The following is a 23529-nucleotide window of genomic DNA, read 5'->3' on the forward strand; positions in this document are numbered from 1 at the left end:
GAAAAAGCAATGACAAATGACAAATGACTCAAAAAAAGGGTAAAGTCTACCTCGTAGGTGCTGGGCCTGGAGATGTGGCATACCTGACGGTAAAAGCTTACAATCTCTTAGCTGTTGCTCAGGTTTTAGTCTACGATGCCCTGGTAGATGCTCAATTGTTGCAGTGCGTACCACCTGATTGTTTGAAGTTGGATGTTGGGAAACGTGGTGGGAAACCTAGTACAACCCAAGCTGAGATTAACAAGTTACTAGTAAAGCATTGCCAGCAAGAGAAACAAGTTGTACGGCTCAAATCAGGCGATCCGTTAATTTTTGGGCGTTGCACTTCCGAAATTGAAGCGCTGAAAGCATCTGGTTGTGATTTTGAACTAGTACCAGGAATTTCCTCAGCCCTTGCAGCACCTTTGTTAGCAGGAATTCCCCTTACAGATCCGGTGTTGAGCCGCACTTTTGCAGTGCTTACAGCTCATGAACCAGAAGTTTTAGACTGGGAGGCACTCTCACGGCTAGAGACATTGGTAATTTTGATGGGAGGGCAACATCTGCCAGAAATTGTACATCAACTGCTGCGACACGGGCGATCGCACTTAACACCCATTGCCATCATTCGTTGGGCAGGAACTCCTCGCCAACAAATTTGGACAGCGCAACTGGGCAATATTGTAGAACAAACCACCGAATTATCCCTTTCTCCAGCAGTAATTGTTATTGGCGAAGTTGTTGGGCTACGGAAGTACTTACAACCTGAGAATATATATTTAGACAAAATTATCAAGCAGGAGCCTGGAACAAGGCATTCCCAGGTTCTGCCTGTGAACGAGAGTATTTTTATACCCCAACCTATGTTAAGTAACTTCCCCTCATCTAGTCTTCCTCTCAGTGGCAAAACAATCTTGGTGACACGTTCAGTTGGACAGTCGAGCCAATTTAGCGATCGCCTCATCGCATTAGGTGCAACAGTCATCGAAATGCCTACCTTAGAAATCGGCCCGCCCTCCTGTTGGGAAGCTTTGGATAATGCGATCGCTCATTTATCTGACTTCGACTGGTTAATTCTTACTTCTACCAATGCCATAGACTACTTTTTTGAAAGGCTAAACGCCCAAGGTAAAGATAGCCGTGCCTTAGCAGGCGTTAAAATTGCCGTCGTTGGTGAGAAAACAGCCCATTGTCTAAAACAACACTCTCTCCAAGCAGATTTTATCCCCCCCAATTTTATTGCTGATTCTTTAGCGGAAAATTTCCCAGAGGATCTGCATGGTAAAAAGGTTTTATTTCCCAGAGTTGAAAGCGGCGGCAGAGAAATTTTAGTTAAGGAATTAACTCTCAAGGGAGCAAAGGTGATAGAAGTTGCCGCATATCAATCTTGTTGTCCGAGTGGTATTCCACCAGAGGCACAGCTAGCTCTCCAAAACCGCAAGATAGATGTGATTACTTTTGCCAGTTCTAAAACTGTGCAATTTTTCTGTCAACTTACTAACAAGATATTTTCCAACAACTCTGATCTTAGTCAATTCTTAGAGGGCGTTTGTATTGCCTCTATCGGGCCTCAAACCTCCAAAACCTGTAATTTTTTATTCAGGCGTGTGGATGTAGAAGCCCAAGAATATACTTTAGATGGTTTAACCCAAGCATTGATAACATGGGGGACAAATTATTAGATGAGGGAGATGAGGGAGCAGGGGGAGCAGGGGGAGAATAACTAATGACTAATGACTAATGACTAATGACTAATGACAAAACGTATAATCGGCTTAACTGGCGGTATTGCCACAGGCAAAACCACTGTCACCAATTATTTGGCTAGCGCTTATAAGCTGCCGATTCTGGATGCAGATATTTATGCTAGAGAGGCAGTATCTTTAGGTTCACCTATTCTTGGTGCGATCGCTCAACGTTACGGCGAACAAATTTTATTACCAGATGGCAGCCTCAACCGCCAAAAGCTAGGCGAAATTATCTTTAATCGTCAAGATGAACGCAACTGGATAGACAATTTGATTCATCCAGATGTGCGCGATCGCTTTGAGCAAGCGATCGCCCTATCTTCCTCACAAACACTGGTGTTAGTAGTGCCTCTATTATTTGAAGCTGGCATGACTGATTTAGTTACAGAAATTTGGGTAGTGCGTTGTTCACAAGAGCAACAGCTACAAAGATTGATACAACGAAACCATTTAAATAGAGAGCAGGCACAAGCCAGGATCAACAGCCAACTATCTATCGAAGAAAAAGTGGCTTATGCAGATGTAGTTTTAGATAACTCTTCCACCCTAGAAGTACTACTGAAGCAAGTAGATGTAGCTCTAAAAACCACAACTAGGGACTAAATACTATTTATATTGAAAAATATACATAGAATACATTCTCAAAATATAAAAGGTTTATAAAATAAATATTATTTAGTTAAGTAAAAAATCCTCCTATCTAACCCAGATTTGTAAAATAATTCGGTGGTTTTACAGTTGAAGCTGTGGTTTATAGTAATGTAAATTTAAATGGTTAATTACTAAATAACTGCTATAAACCTCTGATATTATACTGGATAATATGATTGTAATGATGTTCAAAGTTCAAGGTAGAAAGTAATCAATAGTTGATTTTTACCTGATATATGCAAAATCATGAATGATTTGAAAGGGTTACTGAGCAAAAAATATCATTGGCTAAAAATTAAAAAATATTAATAACTAATAATTAAGATTTAAGAAAACTTAATTGGAAATCATTCCTTCTAATTTACAATTATTTTTCTAAGTACCTTGTCAACGAGCTGCTTGTAATTTATTTTTTGCTACTTGTGGGTGCAGGCACTTAATTAGACATTGGGTGATGTATTGGCTTTACTAGCTGTCAATGCGGTTGATTCCTAACTAGATTTTTCACCTGTTCGATTCTGGATTGGTGATTGAAAGGAATTGAGATTCACCTAGAGTCCAGAACTCTTCGTTATAGATTTCTTCTTGGGGAAAACTCACTTATGTCTTTGATCAGGACAAGTATGAACTTAAGTTTTAGTTTTTTAAGTAAGTTAGCCCTAGTTAACTTTCCAGCAAACGAATTAAAACAGAAGCATAAAGTACACGATTATAGCCGACTAGTTTCTGGAAGCGACTACGTATTTGAGCGCCTCAATGAAGGAACAATCGGGTATATGACTGGAAGTGGGACAGGGATTAAAGCCTCCGATCGCATTATTTTACAAGAAGGTTGTGAATTTTATCAATATCAAGTTGAGGAAGTTGATTATTACTCAGATCCATCCGATATGTGGATAGCTTTACTCAAGCAAGTGCTGATTGACTAAATATTAAAGTCAAGATAATTTATAATTTAAATTTTGTTCAACGCTAATTGGTTTAATATTCCTTAATATGGATTAACAGAAAAAGTTCTACGCCGCATTCCAGAACTTTTACCCAATAAAGTAAGTTACTTATTTTAATTAGATAAAGTCGAATTAAGCCGTTGAAGAAACTCAATATTCAAATCTAGCTTTTCTCCTAACCATAAAGAATGAACTGCGTGGTCAGCCACAGCATCGCCTGTCTCAGGGTGGACGAGAATATCCAATCCCTCACGATTAAGCATTAACCAGGGAACAACTTTATCAAATTGATTCGGTAAAAAAGCAACTTGATACATTCCTTTTGGGTGGGGCCCGATGGGCTTGTCAAACCAGCGTCCGAGTTGCACGTTAAACCTAGCACCCAATCCTTCACGTACACGCGCAGCTATATCCCGACTGGCGGGATCGAAGTAAACATGAGCATGAAAACCAGTGATCTTGATAGTATCTTCTTCCATAGATCCACTTTTCGTTCTCAACTCTAATTTTGGGTAGCAGACTTTTTCTTTTTCACTGAAAAAGCGATGTCTACGCTTAATTTTAGCCCAATACCGTGCGGTTAAAGATTGGTTGTGGAGATTCAAGGAAGTAGGTAGGCGAGAATAAACCAAATTCAGAGTTTGGCTCGCTCAGATTTATGCAATATTACTAGTAGTTTCTTTGACAACTTCATGTGTTTTAGGAGCAACTGAAAGATGCACAACATGCACCGTACAAGGAGCATGGTGAAGAACATAGTTACTCACACTACCGAGAAATAGTTCCATCAGCCCAGAACGACCTCGACGCCCCATTACAATTAGGTCAGCATTATAACTATGAGCAAAATCACAAATGATGCGGCCAGGATTACCAATATTTTGTGTAAATTCAGTAGTTATACCTGCTGCGGTAGCTTGGGCACAGAAAGATTGTAACATCTGGATTCCTAAGTTTTTAAAGGTATCCCACTGGTTTTGGTATAACTCGAAGCTTTGACTGCTCAATCCTGGATAGTAGTCAAAATGAGACAGCATAGGTACGTAAGGACTACCCTCTTCTTCGGGAGACAAGACATGCACTAGCATTAAGCTAGCTTGTGTTAACTTTGCTAAACCCAAGGCTTCCTCAAAAACCTGTTGCCCTATTTCCGAACGATCTAATGCAACTAAAATCTTTTTAAACATCATAATAGACCTCCGATTTCATTGGTAAATGGTCTTTACTGTTTCTGGTTTCCAAATGCTGGATTGTCAAAAATGACTAATCCCTCAACTATGTTTCGTGACTTGTGAATTTTAAATTTCTTAAAGGTTTTCACCCTATATTTATGTTTATAGCAAAACAATTTGAGGAACGTGTGAAGAAGACATTTATCTTTAATTACTAGGAGAAACATGTTTTATACAATACATTGTTGCCTAAGTATTGAGTTCGGGCAGATTTTCATACCTTCGCTTTCACAAATATCACACGGCATTTGCCGCTTTACTAGAGCGTGTCATTAAATACGTATGAATTTTGACACGCCGCTATGCATTCCAATTTAAAGATTTTTATTACTAATTGATGTATTCGGAGACTATTGTTGATTAAAAGTTTTTACCCTCATAACTGTATTGACAACCTATTCAAGTAGTTTAGTATTAGTGGATTAATTCATAATTAATAGATTGCGCGTAGTTTCTAATTAGTATTAATAAGCCACTATATGATAGTCTAATGGTTAAAATAATTTTTCTAGGCTCTTGTAATCTCAAAGTTTATAAGTTCCGAATCTAATGTACAGTCTTTCGTAAGTGGTATTGAGGAAAAAACGTGGAATTTCAGAAGTTATTGTATATTTTTACTCTAGTAAAGATTGCTACGTTTGCTCTGGGTATACCTGTATTTGCTCAAATCGCGCAGACTCCCTCCAATTCTTCACAGTCGAGTTGTCGTGCAACTAAAGTAGATACTGCAATTTTCAAAGAACCTTCAACATCATCCAGCGCTATCAGAATATTGCCGGCAAAAACGAACATTGCTTTAGCATATATACCAGCTAGTGGAGATAGATTTGTCAGAATTAAATCTCCGACTTCAGGGTTTATTCAAACTGCTGTGCTGAGGTTTTGTCAGGCGAATAACAACATGAGTAAACCTACTATTGGCAGTGCATGTCGGCAAATTGTACAACCTGTAACTCTACGTGGTCAACCAAGTATAAAAGGAGCTTTTATTACAACACTTAATTCTAATACAATCGTGTTTGTGAACTTGGTTACAGGTAATATAGTTAAATCATACAAATCTGAAAATTATATTTGGGTAGAAATCGACCTTGCCAGAAGTTTCCCTGGAGAGTTATCCGGTAATGGTTGGATAGCCAATACTGACTTAGTAAATACTCCCGGATTAAGCAATCTGGCTTATTGTAGCTAGTAGCTTATTTCGTTCAATCTTGCCACCCGGTTATTTTTCCATGCACTAGGGGTAACCGTTCAGCTTCCAACCCTATCTACGAGACTCTACCCAAACACAGAGGTTGTGCAATTTTAACCAACCTCGCCATAGTAGTTGAATACCAATGGGTGTTTACTTCGATGTTCTAGGTAGCCGCGAAGACGGGCGATGCTAACGCAACCAAGCACCCAACCAACTGTTAGCAGCTTGGGTAGTTTGGGAGATTTAGCTTTTAAAATCCCAATTTGTTGGGGATTAAGAATTTCAATTGCGGAGGTTGAGGGCTGGGTGCGGTGGAGATAAGCTTTTTTCTCTCCCCCTGCCCCCTGCTATGATTAACGGTATAGCCAAACACGCAATAGTGAAAGCAGTTGTTCAGTATCTACAGGTTTTGTGATGTAGTCTGATGCGCCGGCTTCAATACACTTTTCGCGATCGCCTTGCATGGCTTTAGCGGTCAGTGCAATAATCGGCAAAGATTTAAATAGCTCGTTTTGGCGGATTAAGCGTGTTGTTTCGTAACCATCCATTTCTGGCATCATTACGTCCATCAAAACTACATCAATATCTGGTGTACTTTCCAATAGGCTAATCCCCTCGCTGCCGTTCTCAGCATATAAAACCTGGATTTGATAACGCTCCAACATACTGGTAAGGGCGAAGATATTACGCATATCGTCGTCTACAATTAGCGCTTTCTTGCCAGCGAGTAAGTAGTCTATAGAATGTAGTTGTTCAAGTATTTGTCGTTTGGGTGCTGGTAAATTTGCTTGGACTCGGTGTAAAAATAATGCTGTTTCATCGAGGAGACGTTCGGGCGATCGCACATCTTTAATGATGATTGTTTCGGCAATCCGTCTAAGTTCCGTTTCTTGAGCTTTGCTAATTTCTCTACCTGTGTAGACAATAATTGGTAAAGTTTTACCGTGAGGTAGAAGCTTTATCTGCTCGATAAGTTCAAACCCAGTCATGTCGGGTAGCCCTAAATCGAGAACGAGGCAATCAAAATGCTGGGAACGAATAGCTTCTAAAGCTGCTGCACCAGTGCCCACAGCAATGGTAGCAACATCGCTGTTGCCAATCAGCTCAACAATACTAAGCCGTTGAGTGTCGTCGTCTTCGACTACTAACAAATTTTTCACCTGGCGTTCAACAAAACCTTTAATTTTGCCCAACGCTTCGGATATTGTCTCGCTGGTTAAGGGCTTTTGCAGATATGCGATCGCTCCTAGTTGTAAACCGCGCTGTCTTCCTTCCTCAACGGTCATAATATGTACAGGAATGTGACGCGTATTCGGGTCATGCTTCAGACGATCTAATACAGTCCAACCATCCATTTCTGGCAACCTGATATCTAGCAAAATGGCTGAAGGCTGGAATTGCTGCGCTAACATCAAACCTGTACTGCCTGTTTGGGCAGTGATCACCTTGAATCCGTGCTGTTGTGCCATCTCTAGCAGGATACGCGCAAAATTAATGTCATCCTCAACAATTAGTAACACGCGATCGCCTCTTTCAATAACAGCGCGATCGTCATTTAGGAGTGCTAAGTGGGGAGTGAGGAGTGAGGAGTGGGTAGAGACGCGATTAATCGCGTCTCTAGATTGTGTTGATGTTGACTCAGGACTCAGCACTCGGAACGGGCTAAACGCCCCGCTATCGCTAACAGAACTCAATTGGGGGAAGTAAAATGTAAAGGTGCTACCTTGACCGGGTTGACTGATTAGTTTAATTTCGCCGCCGAAGAGACGGGCAATTTCACGGCTAATTGATAAGCCCAATCCGGTACCGCCGTATCTGCGACTGGTAGAGCCATCGGCTTGCTGAAATGCCTCGAAAATCACTTTTTGCTTGTCGGGGGCAATGCCAATGCCTGTATCGCTAACTGAGAAGGCGATGACAATCTGGGCGCGATTTAAAGTTTCCTGGTCTTTGCTCCATCCCTGCTTCGCCACCGCAATCTGTAAGCGTACCTCCCCTTTTTCTGTAAATTTAAAAGCGTTGGAGAGGAGATTTTTCAACACCTGTTGTAAGCGTTTGACATCTGTATAGATGGTTGTGGGCAATTCGGGAGCCAATTCAATTGTGAAAGCAAGTGCTTTGCTCTGAGCGATTTGTCGGAAGGTGCGCTCAATCTGCTCGCCCAATTCTGTCAATGGCATTTGAGTCATGTCAATCGACATAGTTCCAGATTCAATTTTGGCGAGATCCAGAATGTCATTGATTAACGCCAACAAATCATTACCTGCTGAGTAAATTGTTTGGCTGTATTCGACTTGCTTGTTGGTAAGATTGCGATCAATGTTATCTGACAACAACTTCGCCAAAATCAACAAGCTGTTTAGCGGTGTCCGCAGTTCATGGGACATGTTGGCAAGAAACTCAGACTTGTATTTTGAAGAAAGGGCGAGTTGTTCAGCCTTGTCTTCCAAAGAGAGCCTTGCTTGTTCGATTTCCCGGTTTTTGCGCTCGACTTCTTTCTTTTGGATCGCCAACAACTCTGCCTTTTCTTCTAACTCGGCGTTGGTTTGTTGCAGTTCCTCTTGTTGTCCTTTGAGTAAATCTTCAGAGGTTTTGAGTGATTGGGCTTGTTGTTCTAGGCGCTTGTTGGTTTCCCGGAGTTCATTTTGCTGGGTTTGGAGTTCTTCAGCCAAAGATTGCGACTGCTTGAGTAATTCTTCAGTTCGCATGGATGCTGCGATCGTGTTGAGAACGATCGCTATACTTTCGGTAAGTTGGTCGAAGAATGTCAGATGAATTTCGCTAAAGCGGCGGAAGGAGGCTAATTCTATGACTGCTGTCACCTGTCCTTCAAAGAGTACAGGTAACACCACGGCATTAAGTGGAGACGATTCTCCTAAACCAGAGGCAATTCTGACATAATCAGTTGGTACATCTGTCAACAGTATTCGCTCTTTTTCTAAAGCGCATTGTCCCACCAAACCTTCACCCAAGTGGAAGCGGTTAGCCAAATGTCTGCGTTCGCGGTAAGCGTAGCTACTAATTAATTTCAAATACGGTATATTTTCCCCAGACTCCATCAGGAAGAATACGCCGTGTTGCGCTCCTACTAAAGGTGCTAGTTCTGAGAGAATTAATTTAGATACGGTTTCTAAGTCTCGCTGACCTTGCAACATTCGGGTAAACTTAGCCAGGTTAGTTTTCAACCAGTCTTGCTCAGTATTTTTCTGCGTTGTCTCGCGCAGATTAGCAATCATCTGGTTGATGTTGTCTTTGAGTATCGCAACTTCCCCTAGTGCTTCGACGGCAATTGAACGAGTTAAATCACCTTTAGTTACAGCTGTAGCAACTTCTGCGATCGCTCGCAACTGAGTTGTCAGTGTAGCAGCAAGTTCATTTACATTATCCGTCAAATCTTTCCAAGTTCCAGCCGCGCCAGGTACTCTAGCTTGTCCGCCTAACTTTCCTTCAATTCCCACTTCCCGCGCTACTGTAGTTACCTGATTGGCAAATGTCGCTAGAGTATCAATCATCTCGTTGATTGTCTCTGCTAAGGTTTCGATTTCTCCCTTAGCATCTAACATCAGTTTCCGTTTCAAGTCACCGTTAGCAACTGCTGTTACAACTCTGGCGATACCGCGCACTTGTGCCGTTAAGTTACCCGCCATCGAGTTAACGTTGTCTGTTAAATCTTTCCAAGTTCCTGCAACACCTTGGACTTGCGCTTGTCCGCCTAACTTCCCTTCAGTTCCCACTTCTCGCGCCACCCGCGTTACTTCACTGGCAAACGAACTAAGTTGATCCACCATTGTATTGGTGGTGTTCTTCAAGTCTAAAATTTCGCCTTTGGCATCGACGGTAATTTTCTTAGATAAGTCGCCATTAGCTACCGCCTTAGTAACTTCCGCGATGTTGCGAACTTGTCCGGTGAGGTTCCCCGCCATTGAGTTAACGTTGTCTGTTAAATCTTTCCAAGTCCCTGCAACTCCTCTGACGTAAGCTTGCACGCCTAATTTACCTTCCGTTCCCACTTCGCGGGCAACCCTGGTAACTTCTGATGCAAAAGAATTTAGCTGATCCACCATTGTATTAATGGTGTTTTTGAGTTCCTGAATTTCACCTTTCACATCGACGGTGATTTTCTTGGATAAGTCGCCGTTTGCTACAGCCGTGGTAACTTCGGCAATGTTCCGCACCTGTGCCGTCAAGCTTCCCGCCATGAAGTTCACACTTTCGGTGAGATCCTTCCAAGTCCCGGCTACACCTTTAACTTCTGCTTGTACGCCCAATTTACCTTCAGTTCCCACCTCCCGCGCCACGCGCGTCACTTCACTTGCAAAGGAATTGAGTTGATCCACCATCGTATTGATAGTATTTTTCAACTCTAAAATTTCACCTTTGACATCAACGGAGATTTTCTTCGAGAGGTCGCCATTTGCCACCGCCGTAGTCACTGTAGCAATGTTTCGCACCTGTGCCGTTAAACTTCCCGCCATGAAGTTTACGCTGTCGGTTAAGTCTTTCCAAGTCCCAGCTACGCCGCGCACATCTGCTTGTACGCCCAGTTTACCCTCGCTTCCCACTTCCCGCGCCACCCGCGTCACTTCACTTGCAAAGGAGTTGAGTTGATCCACCATTATATTGATGGTATTCTTGAGTTCGAGAATTTCGCCTTTGACGGCAACAGTAATTTTCTTGGATAAGTCACCATTTGCGATCGCAGTTGTCACTTCGGCAATGTTCCGCACTTGTGCCGTCAAGCTTCCCGCCATGAAGTTCACGCTGTCGGTTAAATCTTTCCAAGTACCAGCAACGTCTTTCACTTCCGCTTGTACACCCAATTTACCTTCAGTCCCCACCTCACGCGCAACTCGCGTCACTTCACTTGCAAAGGAACTGAGTTGATCCACCATTGTATTAATGGTATTTTTCAACTCCAGAATTTCACCTTTAACATCAACAGTGATTTTCTTGGAAAGGTCGCCTGTTGCAACCGCCGTAGTTACTTCGGCAATGTTCCGCACCTGCGCCGTCAAGCTTCCCGCCATGAAGTTCACGCTATCGGTCAAGTCTTTCCACGTACCCGCCACGCCACGCACTTCTGCTTGTACGCCGAGTTTACCCTCACTTCCTACCTCACGGGCAACCCTTGTTACTTCCGATGCAAAGGAATTGAGTTGATCCACCATTGTATTAATGGTATTTTTCAACTCCAGAATTTCACCTTTAACATCAACAGTGATTTTCTTGGATAAGTCGCCTGTTGCAACCGCCGTAGTTACTTCGGCAATATTCCGCACCTGTGCCGTTAAACTTCCCGCCATGAAGTTTACGCTGTCGGTTAAATCTTTCCAAGTTCCAGCCACACCGCGCACATCGGCTTGCACACCCAGTTTACCTTCACTGCCCACCTCACGGGCAACTCTTGTTACTTCTGATGCAAAGGAACTAAGTTGATCCACCATGATATTGATGGTATTTTTCAACTCCAGAATTTCACCTCTGACATCGACGGTGATTTTTTTAGATAGATCACCATTTGCGATCGCAGTGGCAACTTCCGCAATATTTCGCACCTGTCCGGTGAGATTACCCGCCATTAAGTTAACGTTATCAGTTAAATCTTTCCAAGTCCCTGCTACTCCCCGGACTTCTGCTTGTACACCCAACTTCCCTTCGGTTCCCACCTCACGCGCAACTCGCGTCACTTCTGATGCAAAGGAATTAAGCTGATCCACCATTGTATTGATGGTATTTTTCAACTCCAGAATTTCGCCTTTCACATCGACGGTGATTTTCTTGGATAAGTCGCCATTTGCAACCGCCGTTGTCACTTCCGCAATATTCCGCACCTGTGCCGTCAAGCTTCCCGCCATGAAGTTTACGCTGTCGGTTAAATCTTTCCACGTACCCGCTACCCCGCGCACTTCTGCTTGTCCGCCTAATTTTCCTTCTGCACCCACTTCACGCGCAACCCTTGTTACTTCCGATGCAAAAGAATTAAGTTGATCCACCATGATGTTGACGGTGTTTTTCAACTCTAAAATTTCACCTTTGACATCAACAGTAATTTTCTTGGAAAGGTCGCCATTCGCTACCGCCGTTGTCACTTCCGCAATGTTACGGACTTGGGCTGTTAAATTACCTGCCATCAAGTTAACGTTGTCTGTCAGATCCTTCCAAGTACCTGCTACTCCTTTAACTTCGGCTTGTACGCCCAACTTCCCTTCAGTTCCCACCTCACGGGCAACTCGCGTTACTTCACTAGCAAAAGAATTAAGCTGATCCACCATCGTGTTGACGGTGTTTTTTAGTTCTAGAATTTCGCCTTTGACATTTACAGTGATTTTTTTAGATAAGTCCCCATTTGCGATCGCAGTGGCAACTTCGGCAATGTTGCGAACTTGTCCGGTAAGATTACCAGCCATCAAGTTAACGTTATCAGTCAAATCTTTCCAAGTACCAGCAACACCTTGCACTTCGGCTTGAACGCCCAATTTACCTTCGGTTCCCACTTCACGCGCCACCCGCGTTACTTCCGAAGCAAAAGAACCAAGCCGATCCACCATCGTGTTAACGATATTAGCAGTTTGGAGAAACTCACCTTGGAGGGGTCGGCCATCAATTTCTGTAGCGATCGTTTGTGATAAGTCACCATTGGCGACTGACCGAATTACCCGAGTAGTTTCAGCTGTTGGTTGAACTAAATCTGTAATTAGAGTATTGACAGAAGTAACACAATCTGACCATGAACCCCGAACATCTCCGAGAGAGGCGCGATCGGCAATTTTGCCTTCTTTGCCGACAACATTACCAATGCGCTGTAGTTCGGCCGCCATCCGCTCATTCTGGTAAATAATATCATTGAGCGTATCAGCTATTTTCCCTGCCATACCAGTATGGTCTATAGGCATCCGAGCAGAGAAATCACCCTGTTTAACAGCATTCAGCGTTCTTAGTAGCTGATTTAAATCTAGATTATCACTGTCTCTAGTTAACTGTTCGGTTGCCATAGCCGTATCCTTAATCTTAATCCTTGAAGAATTTTTTGTATTTTTTGCACCCCGTACTTAGTCAGGTGACTTTTAGGTAATGCCGATCAAAATAGAGAGCAGGGAGTAGAAAGTGGATCAAACTAATTTTTATGGGTGCGAGTGTAAGCAGTTGATAAAGACTGCTAACTAAATGGTATTGCCGTCGATGTACCTGGCATCCCACTTAGCTAATCATAGCGAGTTGGACTCTGTTATGCAGCATTAATTATCGGCGATGCCTAACTTGGGCGAGTAAGCGATCGCACAGTAGAACACATGATGATTATTAACATCACGTTTTATGATTTTTGGAATAAATATCCGGCAACTCCAAGGATTGGCAAATGGTTAGAGAGTACTCAGATCAGAGACATCTGCCTCCACTTGAAAGTGGCGACCGCCTAACTCGCCCTGAATTTGAACGGCGTTATGCGGCTGCACCCCATATCAAGAAAGCAGAACTGATTGAAGGAATCGTTTACGTGGCATCTCCCTTAAGACATGAGCAGCATGGCAAACCCCACAGTCGAGCTATAACTTGGTTAGGAGTTTACCAATCACTGACTCCTGGCGTTGATTTAAGTGATGCCCCAACCGTCAGACTGGATTTAGACAATGAACCCCAGCCAGATGCAGTGCTGTTTATTGAACCAGACGCAGGCGGACAAACCCGTTTGAGCAGCGACGGTTACATTGAAGGATCTCCCGAATTGATTGTTGAAATTGCAGCGAGTAGCGTTGCGATCGATACAGGCAGCAAAAAGCAGGTTTATCGCCGTAATGGGGTGTTGGAGTACGTAATCTGGCAATCTTACGAGAATCAAATTGAATGGTTTTGCCTAATTGATGGCGACTATCGATTGCTATCTCCTAGTGCAGATGGAATTATTCGCTCTCAGGTGTTTCCGGGTTTGTGGTTAACGGTGGAGGCGCTGTTAAACAATCAGATGGTGCGAGTGTTGGAGGTGGTGCAAGCGGGGTTGAAGTCACCGGAACATAATGCGTTTGTGCAGCAGTTGAAGAAATAGACAAGTCTGAAATAGTTTACTCACTGAGTTTTCGTGTCAGTTTTACCCCACCCTAACCCTCCCCGTATGTATTGGGGAGGGAACTGGATTTCCTGTTTCCCCCCTTTCTAAGGGGGGATTAAGGGGGGTAATTTGACTTGTGTATACACCGTAGCCTTAAGAAGGGGGGAACTAGTGCCCCTTTTTTAAGAGGGTTGGGGGAGGATCTCAAACCACGGTAAATTGAGTGTTTGAGCTTAAGTTGACACTAAACCTTATTAGATTTTACTCAACTCACGATCGCAGCCGATGCCCCATTCATAGATCCATTTGCAGAAGAAAGCTTAACAGAATCAGCTGCTAAAGAATTGGTGAGTTTGGAATTGTCTAGTACGCTTCGCTTCTTCTTGGTATTACCTCGTCTAGCACCACCCCCCATCTCGTATTCTGGGCTGGTTTTACCGTAACGGCTGCCAACTCCTAGCATTTGCTTGTTGTCTGAGATAATACCTTTTACATAAATCAACTGGTTGCGGCGTTAACGTTATTATATTTATTCAACAGGAGTAAACTTCCATGATTAATCTTCCTAAATTAAGTAAAATTGACATTTTAGTTTTAATTTGTGTTCTCATAATTGGTTTGATAAATTTACCGTTTCCATTTGCAGGAGATCAAGCACTATTTACAACAGGTGCTTTAGAGATGCAACAAGGAAAGGTACTCTATCGTGATTTTTGGGATCTAAAGCAACCTGGAATTTATTACTTTTATTATTTAGCAGGAAGTTTATTTGGTTTTAATGATATTGGCATCCATATCTTTGAACTTATTTACATGATGCTTTTCTCTCTAATATTGCAGCTAACTCTAAAAACTTATTTTCGGCATCAGATAGTAGGAAGTTTAGTACCTTTGTTAACGGTTGGTGTTTATTATATTGTTTCATATCATAAGCAATTTACTCAAGTAGAGGGACTAGTTGGTTTTCCTTTATTTTTATGTCTTTGGCTAACTCATCAATCTTTTAACCATGAAGGAAAGCAGAGATTTATTCAACTTTTACTCTCAGGCTTCATGGGTGGAATTGTCCTAATATTTAAATTAATATTTTTGCCTATACTACTTTGTTTTTGGCTAACTATTTTGCTTTATTCTATATTGATAAAACATCAAAAAGCTAAAAAAATTGTTCTAGAAATTTGCTTGCCAATTTTTATAGGAATTACCTTTCCCATTTTACTTATTGTCAGCTATTTTGCCTCTGTCGATAGTTTATTAATTGTATATAAGACATTCTTTGTATATCCAAGTCAAGTGGTTGCTAATGGCAGATTAAATAAATCTAGGTTAATTTCTGGAAATCTATGGTTTTTAAAGAATTTTATCACTTTAGTTGTAATGGCTCTTGTTGCAGTAAATGTATCATTGCGTAAGAATAAAAACTTATTGACCTTGTTATTGGTTGTTTGGTTTGTTTTTGGGCTGGGTATTATTTTTATCCAAATTAGGTCACTTTGGATATATCATTATTTACTATTATTTGTACCTACAGGTATTTTAGCAACTAAAGGTTTAGATATATTGTGGGAGCGTTTCAACGAATTAAGTTCACCAATAATTAAAATTTTGGTATCATTGTTGTTTTTATCACCTTTATTATGGAATTTACAAATTAAGAGTATCGCTTTAGTTAATAATAATTTTGCTTTAACTGAAGATAGCCGATTTAAATATCAGAGTGTATTTAGAGGAGATTATAAATTACTTCGTTCAGAGATTGGCTTTCTCTCTCAACCAGGAAGTTTACCTGGTGAAATTCTTGTTGCTGGTGACCCGTCTATTTATTATTTCTCTGGTCGTACTCAAGCAACCTCACTAAATGCATGGTCACTTGAATTATTTCTATCTGAGCAATGGCCACAACTTCTAGGTGAGTTAGATTCATCCAAGCCTCCTTATATATTCATTACTGATAAATATCAGGCTCTAATTAAAGAAAAGTTTCCAAAAATTCTAGAATTAATTGAAGAAAGATATGATGTTTTATCTAAAACTAGTTATGCTACTTGGTATATTTTAAGCTAGAAGATGAGAGTTACCCATACCACAACAACACTAAGGTGGGGAAATCTCCAAATCTTTGCAAATCTTAATAGCTAGAATATCAACAATCTCACTATGCCTTGGAACTGCCGAGGTTCTATTGTTTGATGGATTGTAATAAATCATATGCCTTCCACCCCCCCCCGAAGAAATAAACAGCCGTTCTTTTCCAAATGGCGAATCAATTCACGTCTTTTCACTATAATTTGACAGTAATCTGTTCACGGACGACATCTTTACCGGAAAGTTGCTGCTCTGCGAGTTCCCGATTTGATATTAGAATTAACTCTATCGCTTCCCGTAGACTTTCTCTAGCTTCTTCCAGAGTTCTCTCTTGGACATTTGCACCAGGTAGCTCTTGAACGTAGCCAATATACCAATCATCTAACTTTTCATATACAGCAGTAAAAGAATTTTCCATAGATTTTATTAATTATTAGTCTCTTTCTTTTAAGTTTAATTGATATATTGACTTTTTCAATGAGTGTTGACAGCGTATTCAAATCTGAATACTATAGTAGTTTAATTTGTAACTAGATTACATAATTTGCTAATTGGTACTTAGCAAGTTGTGCATAGCTCTATGACAATTTAGAGCGCTACAACGTGAAATCCAAAAGATTGCTTAGAACTGATTGATTCAATATTAACAAGAGTATGTGAATCAAACATCGCAGATGCACAAGCGAATCATGATTTTCAGCAAAACGGTAATATGATTCATACTGAAGCTGAAGACTGGCAAATGCCAGAGTTCTAGTTTAATTATCTCAAGACACAATAACTTTAATAGTAGTTAGCTATTTTAACAGTGATGCGTTAAAGCTTATTAACGCATTTATTTCTTAAACCGTCACACCCTCCAACTCCTCATCTGTCAACTCGTACAATTGCCGTAATTTATCTAACTTATCACCATCGGCTTCCCAGAAACCCCGCCCATGTGCCTCTAACATTCTCCCTAAAATATTGCGAAAAGCTTCCGGATTTGCCTTACGCAATTTATCCGCCATCTCTGCATCTAAGGCATAAGTATCAGCCGCTTGGTCATAAACCCAATCATCGGTAAAATCGGCAGTACCACCCCAACCAATCAACGCCGTCATCCGTTGGGAAATTTCAAAAGCACCACCAGAACCTTGATTTGCCATCGCTTGCGCCCATTTGGGATTTACCAACTTAGTGCGGTACTCCATTCGCAGCAAATCATCTAAATTGCGGGGTGTAGTATCCTTTGAGAAACTTTCTACAAAGCTGGTTGTAACCTTCTTACCGCCTTGTTTTTCTGCTGCCTTTTTCAAACCGCCAGTATTGGCGTAATATTCTTGAATATCAGTTAAACCATATTCTACCGAATCGATTTCTTGAACAATGCGATCGCTAGTTTTTAACAAAGTATTCAAAACTTCCGGTCTAGCTTGACCTTTATCTTCTCTCCCATAGCTGAATACATTGCGACTTTGCCAAGTATTGCCTAACTCCTCACCAGATTCCCAGTTACCATCAACTACCCTATCATTCACCAAAGAACCAAAATCACCCGCCGGATTAGAAAACAATCTCGCTGATGCATTCTCTACACCTTGGGCTTTCAAAGCTAAAGCGTGTCTTCTAATAAAATTTTGATCATCCGGTTCATCAGCATCAGCCGCCCGTTGAAATAAATCATCTAATAATTCGATGATATTTACAAAACTATCCCGGAAAATTCCAGACAAATTACCCAACACATCAATGCGGGGATGTCCAACCTCCGCCAATGGCTTTAATTCATAACGAACAACTCTACCAGTTCCTTCCTTAACAGGTTCAGCCCCCACCAACTCCAAAAGAATCCCCAAAGATTCACCCTTAGTTTTAATTGCATCCAATCCCCATAACATCACCGCCACCGTTTCTGGATATTTTCCATATTCATCCAAATGCTGGGCAATAATTTTTTGAGCAATTTCCCGTCCCCGTTCATAAGCAGCAGGTGAAGGCATCCGATAAGGATCTAAAGCATGAATATTTCTCCCAGTCGGTAACACACCAGCGCCATCTCGCAACAAATCTCCACCAGGCGCAGGCGGAATATACTCCCCATTCAACCCTCTTAACAAATTCGTTAACTCATCCGTAGATTGCATTAACAAACCTCTTATTAGTCTTTCTTCTTTTTCTCTTTCTTTAGGTATTCCTTTCTCATCGCCAAAATAAGCTTCCAAATACGATCCTAATTCCTCTTCATTCGGTGCTTCCCCCAACGTATGCAACCCAGAAGAAAACAACCGATTTTCTAAAACCTGCAAATATCCATACAACTCCACCAAATAATCATCAAAAGCATGACCGCTAAACATCCGAATATTTTCCGGAGTAAACGCAATACCCAACCGTTTAGCATCCTCAAACGGACAATCTGCATCCAACCCAGAGTCCACAATTTTTTTACAAATCCCTTCCTTCAGCACATAATTCTTTTGCGGATCTTCCCGATACTCTGCAATCAAATCACGCAACGCCACCAATTCCTTATATAAACCTGCGCGACCATAAGGCGGTACATTATGGGAAATTAATACACCATAACCGCGACGTTTCGCCAACATCGATTCAGAGGGATTATTCGCCGCATATATATATAGATTAGGCAAATTTCCTAACAGAATATCCGACCAAGAATAACCCGTATTACCCAACGGAGAACCAGGCAACCATTCTACTGTCCCATGCATTCCAAAGTGAACTATAGCATCAGCTTGAAACTCATTTTGTAACCATTTATAATAAGCAGCATATTGTGGATGTGGTGTTAAATCTCGTTCAAACATTAAGCGCATCGGGTCGCCTTGTATCCCCAAAGGTGGTTGTACACCTATCCACACATTTCCTAATTGCACACCGCCAATCTGGAATTCGTCACCATAAGTTTTAATACCAGTCCCCGTGAGAGATTTCCACTGTTTTTCGATGCGGGAGGTTTGCAGATATCCCAACCATTTTTCTAAAGTACGGGCGTTAACAGACGCGGGAATATTTTTTGTATCATCGATTTCATCCGCCTCTTTCACCCAGCGAATCAATTCTTCCCCGTCTTCGGGTAAATCTCCAACGATATAGCCTTGTTCTTTGAGTGCATGGAGAAACTTCAGCAGACTACGTGGCACATTTAATAATGCAGCTGTACCCACAGCACCATAACCCGGTGGGAACCCATATAAAATAATGGCAATCTTACGTTCCGATGCAGGTTTTTGCCGCAAAGCCACCCAAGTTTTTACCCTACCAATTAATCGCTGCACTCGTTCGGGAACCAGATAAATATTTTCGCCCACCAAACCACCGAGGGGAACGGTATCAATAGCCCCATCCAATTCTGGTAACGCATACAACACTACACTTTGCAAGCCGCCGATACCTTGGCGCGTCCACGAGGAAATATCTTGAATTAATAGTGGTGCAGCAACAATATAAGGTACATTCTTGGCAGTGAGGATACGTTTTGCTACTTCTATTTGACGGCCGCCTTCCATTGAACCAGCCGGGCCACCCACGAGAGGAAAGCCAATTGTCGAAACGATCGCATCTACTTTTACTGCTTCACTTGATAGTGAGGGAGTTTCTATATTGCCTAGTTGTCGTTGCTGAATTTCATAGTCGGTTGTCATCAAATCTCGTACTGCCACATGTCCTTCCACGCCATTAATGAAAATAGGCAAAGGAGTTAACCCAGCTTTTTCAAAACTGCGAATCAGTTGGGGAATATAGGGTTGTTTGGTAATGACGTGTTTTCGGTAGAGGAGAATTCCAACAACTGGGGAGACGTGATTTGGGGAGACGCGATGAATCGCGTCTCTACAATGGGTTTTATGCCATTCTAAATACTCGCGGGGCGATTCAAAAAACCCTTGATAGTCGGGATGAAGTAATCCGAGGTTGGGGGTTTCAATTAGCGGGGGAATGTCGCCGACTTTTAAATCTAAGTATTTTTCTGCCAGTGTCCAGAATAATGAAGCTACGTTTTCTGGGCCGCCAGCATTCCAGTAACCATAGATGATTAACCAGTTGCGTAAGTCTTGGACTTTTTGCACTGGGACATATTTCAGTAGTTTGGGGCCAATCTTTAAGAAGCTAATGTAACCAGCAAGTTTGTCTTCTTCTCGTCCGTTGCTAAATTTGTCAAGGATGAATTTAACTGGTTTGGGCATTCCTTTGGGTTTGTCGCCAATGGCAAAGTCACCCAACTTGGTTAAACTCATCAATTCCAAGGCTGACTCAAACACTAGGCGAATGGGAATTTTGGCAATGCGATCGCGCAGCCACACAACTTGGTCATAATCAAATAGGAGGCTACCGAAAAACACATCAGCGCCATCTAGTGCTGTTTCTACCTCAGCACGAATGCTGGTAAGATCGCGATCGCTAAATACCCGAATATCCAACTCAGGACAGCGAGAGTTAGCCAAAAAAGCTGCTTTTCTATACAAATCAGCGTTGAACGATTCAAACCCAGCAACCAAGACGATGCGTTTCATGCCTGTAAGCTACGAAATATTTCTTTACTTTGATCTTAAACCTGCTTTCAGGCTGATTGTTAAATATCTACCAGCAGATTTTGGTCATTTAGCCGTACTAGTACCGTAAGGCAAAAGTCAGCCCCAACTCTTGGAGACGCTGCACGCGTTCGGGGAAGTCAAAAGCCGATGCTATCGGTTTTCTTGCTTTTACCCCTGTGCCTTCTTGCAGTAATACAGGTTGGCACAAATAAACCTACCATTTCATTACAGGCAGAAAGCCTAAAATTAAAGCAGGCGTGACTTTTAACTTCCGCTTTGCGGTACTAGGTACATTTGTCATAGCCTTCTACTTTTATGAAGCGTTATTATTTTAAGGATGGGGGTAATTGCTGCATTTCAATTTATTGCAACAATCACCGGAATCTTTCCGATTTTGATAAATTATGAGGGTTGTATTTTTTCTTACAATAAACCTTGTAAAAAGTGGGCTTTACCATATAAAACCTGCTTAAAAAGTTCGCAAAAAACTTATTTTATTTACCAGGATATTAATGGTAAAAATAATGCGACCATCCCCAGAAAGCAGCTAAACAAATTTATTAACAAAACTTTTTCTCTGAAAGTTGAAGAGTTTTGAAACAGTATCAAAATCAGTAATTTGAGGATTAAATTATGAAATTTGGAATTGATAGTGGGCACAATTGTCCACCAGACACAGGAGCCAGAGGCATCAAAATTGAGGATAATTTAACTCTAGATGTAGGTAATAGAGTTATAGCTAAGTTAAGAGCTTTAGGAAATGAAGTCGTAGTATGTAAACCAAGTAGTGCTAGTACAGTCCGTGACTCACTCTCAAAAAGATGTTCTACAGCTAATGCGAGTAGAGTTGATATTTTTGTTTCAATTCATTTTAATGCTTTTAACAATCAAGCTAATGGCACAGAAGTATTTGCAACTAGCGATACAGGCAGAAAAATCGCTAAACCTGTATTAGATGAAATCGTCAAGTTGGGATTTTTTAATCGCGGTGTTAAAAGTGGTTCCCACTTGTTTGTTCTGAAAAATACAGATATGCCTGCTATCTTGATAGAAGGTTGCTTCGTCGATTCGCAAAAAGATATGAATCTTTATAATCCTGAAGCAATGGCTAATGCGATCGTCAAAGGCTTAACTGGTAAATTGCCCACTGTTCCTGTTAACCCTGTACAAGATGAAGAAGATAATGCAGATGCCACTATTCTCAGACTGCAAAAATCCTTAAATCGACTCAAAATAACTGATAGAAATGGTAAGGCGTTAGTCGAAGATGGCTTCACCGGAGCTAACACCAAATCTGCCGTAGAAAAATTTCAGACTATTGTTGGAGTTCAAGGGACTGGAATTGCTGACTCAACTACATGGAATGCCATAAATCTAATTTTGGCAAAACGAATTATCAGAGCAAACCATGCTGGTGGTGCAGTTGTCAGATACTTGCAATACCGTTTAGGTGTTGAGAATGATGGCGTCTACGGGTCGCAAACAGAGGTTACAGTTAAGAACTTTCAAAAGCAAAATGGTTTAGATGTTGATGGGATTGTCGGCCCTGCTAGCTGGCAGAAATTAATTGGTTAGATTGAGGGGTAGGCATTGTTCGTAGTTGGCGCTTTAACGCTGAAGCACCTACTACGAACTTATACGATTGGTTATTACCGAAAAATCAGTCTATAGCTACGCCCTTGCAGGATGGCTTTCATTAAATAAGAGAAATAACCAGGGCGTAGGAAGTTACTTATGTTGCTGACAGAAATATGTTCAACTTAACTAAGTTTACGTTTGATAACTATCAATCGTACTTATCCACAAGTAATTTCCTACCGCTCTGGTGCTTTTTTGGCGGTGAAGTTTCGCCAAAAGTATAAAAGTAAAGCGCTTTTCAAGCCTATAACAATTGTTACTACTTTTTTGTATAAGGAAACACAATTTTTCTGTTTTCAAATTTATTTTTTATGTCATATAACGCCTGGTTCAGCGCTAATCAGTGAACGAGCTAAAAAGCTGTTTTTCTCTTATTTAGAGTAGCTGAAAGCTTCAATATTTAAAAACCAGGATCTCAAAGAGCCACTACAGCCAATTCCCTACAAGTGCGAATAGCATAATTTTTGTAGAATGGGAGTAAGGTTATGGGATTGAGAAACCAAAAATGGCTATGTCAATCTTTTTTATTATTGAACTTTTACCACCTTCCAGGCTAACTGATTACTAATCTTCACTTAAGGATAATTGTAGCGACTGTTTTAAAAGTCAAGCGTAAGCGTAGCCCGTCGTAGGCATCGCACCTCAAAGTTACTAATTTGTAGAACTGCTAAAAGATAGTGCAGATGCTTCCAGTGGATGCGGATGGTGGTGTTGCCAAAAACTCAAAATCTCTTCACCAACCTGTTGAGGATAGAAATAGTGAAAAAAATGATATCCTTCTGGGCATTCCCAGAGTTTATCTTCTGGCTTCAACCAATTCAACCAGTCATGCAATACAGTTGGGTTGACTACTGGATCGCTCTTGCTACCACATACCATCATTGGCATAGAAACTCCACCCTTGGGTAAATAAACCAACTTAAATAAAGAGTGTGACGAGGGAGATTGTTCTAAATCTTTATCTAAGGCAGCTACTAACTTTTTAGTGGTATGAAGCGGTTGATTTCCAAATAGACTGCGAACGCTGCTTGCTAAAACTAGTTCACGGCTGATGCTAAAAAGTTGTCTTTGAAAGTAATAGTGAGCTTGCCAATTGTTTGCAGGTTGAGCAGCTACAGCCAGCAGAGTGAGCGATCGCACTTTTTGCGGAAATCGCCGAGCAAAGCTTAAGGCGATCGCACCACTCATACCATGACCTGCCAAATGCACGGGGCGATCCCGCCATTCTAAAAACTCATATAGCAACTCCACAGCTTGATCTATGGAACTGGCTTCATCTTTGGTTTGCTGGTATTCCCACTGGGCGATTCTCATATACCCAGATAAATATTCAAGTAATGGTTTATCAAAACGCTTCAAAATAGGACTGGCATTTAACCACAGAACATCAAATGAATCAGACATAAATACCTATAACTTCTAAATTATCAATTTCGGCGGTTAGAAACCGAGTCTACACAAACAAAACCCAC

14 protein-coding genes are annotated in these 23529 nt (G+C 41.4%); 7 read left to right on the forward strand and 7 right to left on the reverse strand.

Features of this window, described 5'->3' with window-relative positions; translation table 11 throughout:
* Nucleotides 1-23: 23 nt before the first annotated feature.
* The 3 genes from cobA (at nt 24) to LC608_RS01335 (ending at nt 3307) form a co-directional block, all read left to right on the forward strand.
* Entirely contained in the window at nt 24-1661 is a 1638-nt protein-coding gene (cobA, locus tag LC608_RS01325; protein WP_229551808.1) for a uroporphyrinogen-III C-methyltransferase, read from the forward strand.
* 72 nt (nt 1662-1733) lie between these two features.
* Nucleotides 1734-2330 carry a dephospho-CoA kinase gene (gene coaE / locus LC608_RS01330; RefSeq protein WP_229551809.1) on the forward strand — a complete coding sequence of 199 codons (597 nt, stop codon included), beginning with the start codon at nt 1734-1736 and terminating at the stop codon, nt 2328-2330.
* 671 nt (nt 2331-3001) lie between these two features.
* Nucleotides 3002-3307 (forward strand): hypothetical protein, encoded by a 306-nt coding sequence (locus tag LC608_RS01335; protein WP_229551810.1) that lies wholly within the window; start codon nt 3002-3004, stop codon nt 3305-3307.
* A gap of 134 nt (nt 3308-3441) precedes the next feature.
* On the opposite strand, the gene LC608_RS01340 is transcribed toward LC608_RS01335, so the two are convergent.
* Nucleotides 3442-3807 (reverse strand): DOPA 4,5-dioxygenase family protein, encoded by a 366-nt coding sequence (locus tag LC608_RS01340; protein ID WP_229551811.1) that lies wholly within the window; start codon nt 3805-3807, stop codon nt 3442-3444.
* A 177-nt stretch (nt 3808-3984) separates the two neighbouring features.
* Nucleotides 3985-4515 carry a universal stress protein gene (locus tag LC608_RS01345; RefSeq protein WP_229552074.1) on the reverse strand — a complete coding sequence of 177 codons (531 nt, stop codon included), beginning with the start codon at nt 4513-4515 and terminating at the stop codon, nt 3985-3987.
* 631 nt (nt 4516-5146) lie between these two features.
* Between LC608_RS01345 and LC608_RS01350 the strand changes: the two genes are divergently transcribed.
* Nucleotides 5147-5752 carry a hypothetical protein gene (locus tag LC608_RS01350; RefSeq protein WP_229551812.1) on the forward strand — a complete coding sequence of 202 codons (606 nt, stop codon included), beginning with the start codon at nt 5147-5149 and terminating at the stop codon, nt 5750-5752.
* 356 nt (nt 5753-6108) lie between these two features.
* On the opposite strand, the gene LC608_RS01355 is transcribed toward LC608_RS01350, so the two are convergent.
* Nucleotides 6109-12747, reverse strand: coding sequence for a HAMP domain-containing protein (locus LC608_RS01355; protein ID WP_229551813.1), 6639 nt, complete (start codon nt 12745-12747; stop codon nt 6109-6111).
* A 365-nt stretch (nt 12748-13112) separates the two neighbouring features.
* On the opposite strand from LC608_RS01355, the gene LC608_RS01360 reads away from it, so the two are divergent.
* On the forward strand, nt 13113-13796 hold the full coding sequence (locus tag LC608_RS01360) for a Uma2 family endonuclease (protein WP_229551814.1): 684 nt from the start codon (nt 13113-13115) through the stop codon (nt 13794-13796).
* A gap of 268 nt (nt 13797-14064) precedes the next feature.
* Here the strand turns inward: LC608_RS01360 and LC608_RS01365 are convergent, their stop codons facing one another.
* Nucleotides 14065-14262, reverse strand: coding sequence for a hypothetical protein (locus LC608_RS01365; protein ID WP_229551815.1), 198 nt, complete (start codon nt 14260-14262; stop codon nt 14065-14067).
* An 89-nt stretch (nt 14263-14351) separates the two neighbouring features.
* Here LC608_RS01365 and LC608_RS01370 point away from each other — a divergent pair, with 89 nt between their 5' ends.
* Nucleotides 14352-15863, forward strand: a complete 1512-nt coding sequence (locus LC608_RS01370) for a hypothetical protein (RefSeq protein WP_229551816.1) — start codon at nt 14352-14354, stop codon at nt 15861-15863.
* Between the two features lie 217 nt (nt 15864-16080).
* Here LC608_RS01370 and LC608_RS01375 read toward each other — a convergent pair whose 3' ends face one another.
* Nucleotides 16081-16302, reverse strand: a complete 222-nt coding sequence (locus LC608_RS01375; protein ID WP_229551817.1) for a type II toxin-antitoxin system HicB family antitoxin — start codon at nt 16300-16302, stop codon at nt 16081-16083.
* Nucleotides 16303-16726: 424 nt separating this feature from the next.
* Entirely contained in the window at nt 16727-20398 is a 3672-nt protein-coding gene (gene bchH / locus LC608_RS01380) for a magnesium chelatase subunit H (protein ID WP_229551818.1), read from the reverse strand.
* A 654-nt stretch (nt 20399-21052) separates the two neighbouring features.
* Here bchH and LC608_RS01385 point away from each other — a divergent pair.
* Nucleotides 21053-21994 (forward strand): N-acetylmuramoyl-L-alanine amidase, encoded by a 942-nt coding sequence (locus LC608_RS01385; protein ID WP_229551819.1) that lies wholly within the window; start codon nt 21053-21055, stop codon nt 21992-21994.
* Nucleotides 21995-22708: 714 nt separating this feature from the next.
* Here the strand turns inward: LC608_RS01385 and LC608_RS01390 are convergent.
* Nucleotides 22709-23461 (reverse strand): alpha/beta fold hydrolase, encoded by a 753-nt coding sequence (locus tag LC608_RS01390; RefSeq protein ID WP_229551820.1) that lies wholly within the window; start codon nt 23459-23461, stop codon nt 22709-22711.
* Nucleotides 23462-23529 lie beyond the last annotated feature (68 nt).

The sequence above is a fragment of the Nostoc sp. XA010 genome, assembly GCF_020829625.1.
Classification (GTDB): domain Bacteria; phylum Cyanobacteriota; class Cyanobacteriia; order Cyanobacteriales; family Nostocaceae; genus Nostoc.

Coding starts and splice junctions, on each gene's coding strand:
- cobA (WP_229551808.1), top strand. CDS start 24: ATGACTCAAAAAAAGGGTAAAGTCTACCTCGTAGGTGCTGGGCCTGGA.
- coaE (WP_229551809.1), top strand. CDS start 1,734: ATGACAAAACGTATAATCGGCTTAACTGGCGGTATTGCCACAGGCAAA.
- LC608_RS01335 (WP_229551810.1), top strand. CDS start 3,002: ATGAACTTAAGTTTTAGTTTTTTAAGTAAGTTAGCCCTAGTTAACTTT.
- LC608_RS01340 (WP_229551811.1), bottom strand. CDS start 3,807: ATGGAAGAAGATACTATCAAGATCACTGGTTTTCATGCTCATGTTTAC.
- LC608_RS01345 (WP_229552074.1), bottom strand. CDS start 4,515: ATGTTTAAAAAGATTTTAGTTGCATTAGATCGTTCGGAAATAGGGCAA.
- LC608_RS01355 (WP_229551813.1), bottom strand. CDS start 12,747: ATGGCAACCGAACAGTTAACTAGAGACAGTGATAATCTAGATTTAAAT.
- LC608_RS01360 (WP_229551814.1), top strand. CDS start 13,113: ATGGTTAGAGAGTACTCAGATCAGAGACATCTGCCTCCACTTGAAAGT.
- LC608_RS01365 (WP_229551815.1), bottom strand. CDS start 14,262: ATGCTAGGAGTTGGCAGCCGTTACGGTAAAACCAGCCCAGAATACGAG.
- LC608_RS01370 (WP_229551816.1), top strand. CDS start 14,352: ATGATTAATCTTCCTAAATTAAGTAAAATTGACATTTTAGTTTTAATT.
- LC608_RS01375 (WP_229551817.1), bottom strand. CDS start 16,302: ATGGAAAATTCTTTTACTGCTGTATATGAAAAGTTAGATGATTGGTAT.
- bchH (WP_229551818.1), bottom strand. CDS start 20,398: ATGAAACGCATCGTCTTGGTTGCTGGGTTTGAATCGTTCAACGCTGAT.
- LC608_RS01385 (WP_229551819.1), top strand. CDS start 21,053: ATGAAATTTGGAATTGATAGTGGGCACAATTGTCCACCAGACACAGGA.
- LC608_RS01390 (WP_229551820.1), bottom strand. CDS start 23,461: ATGTCTGATTCATTTGATGTTCTGTGGTTAAATGCCAGTCCTATTTTG.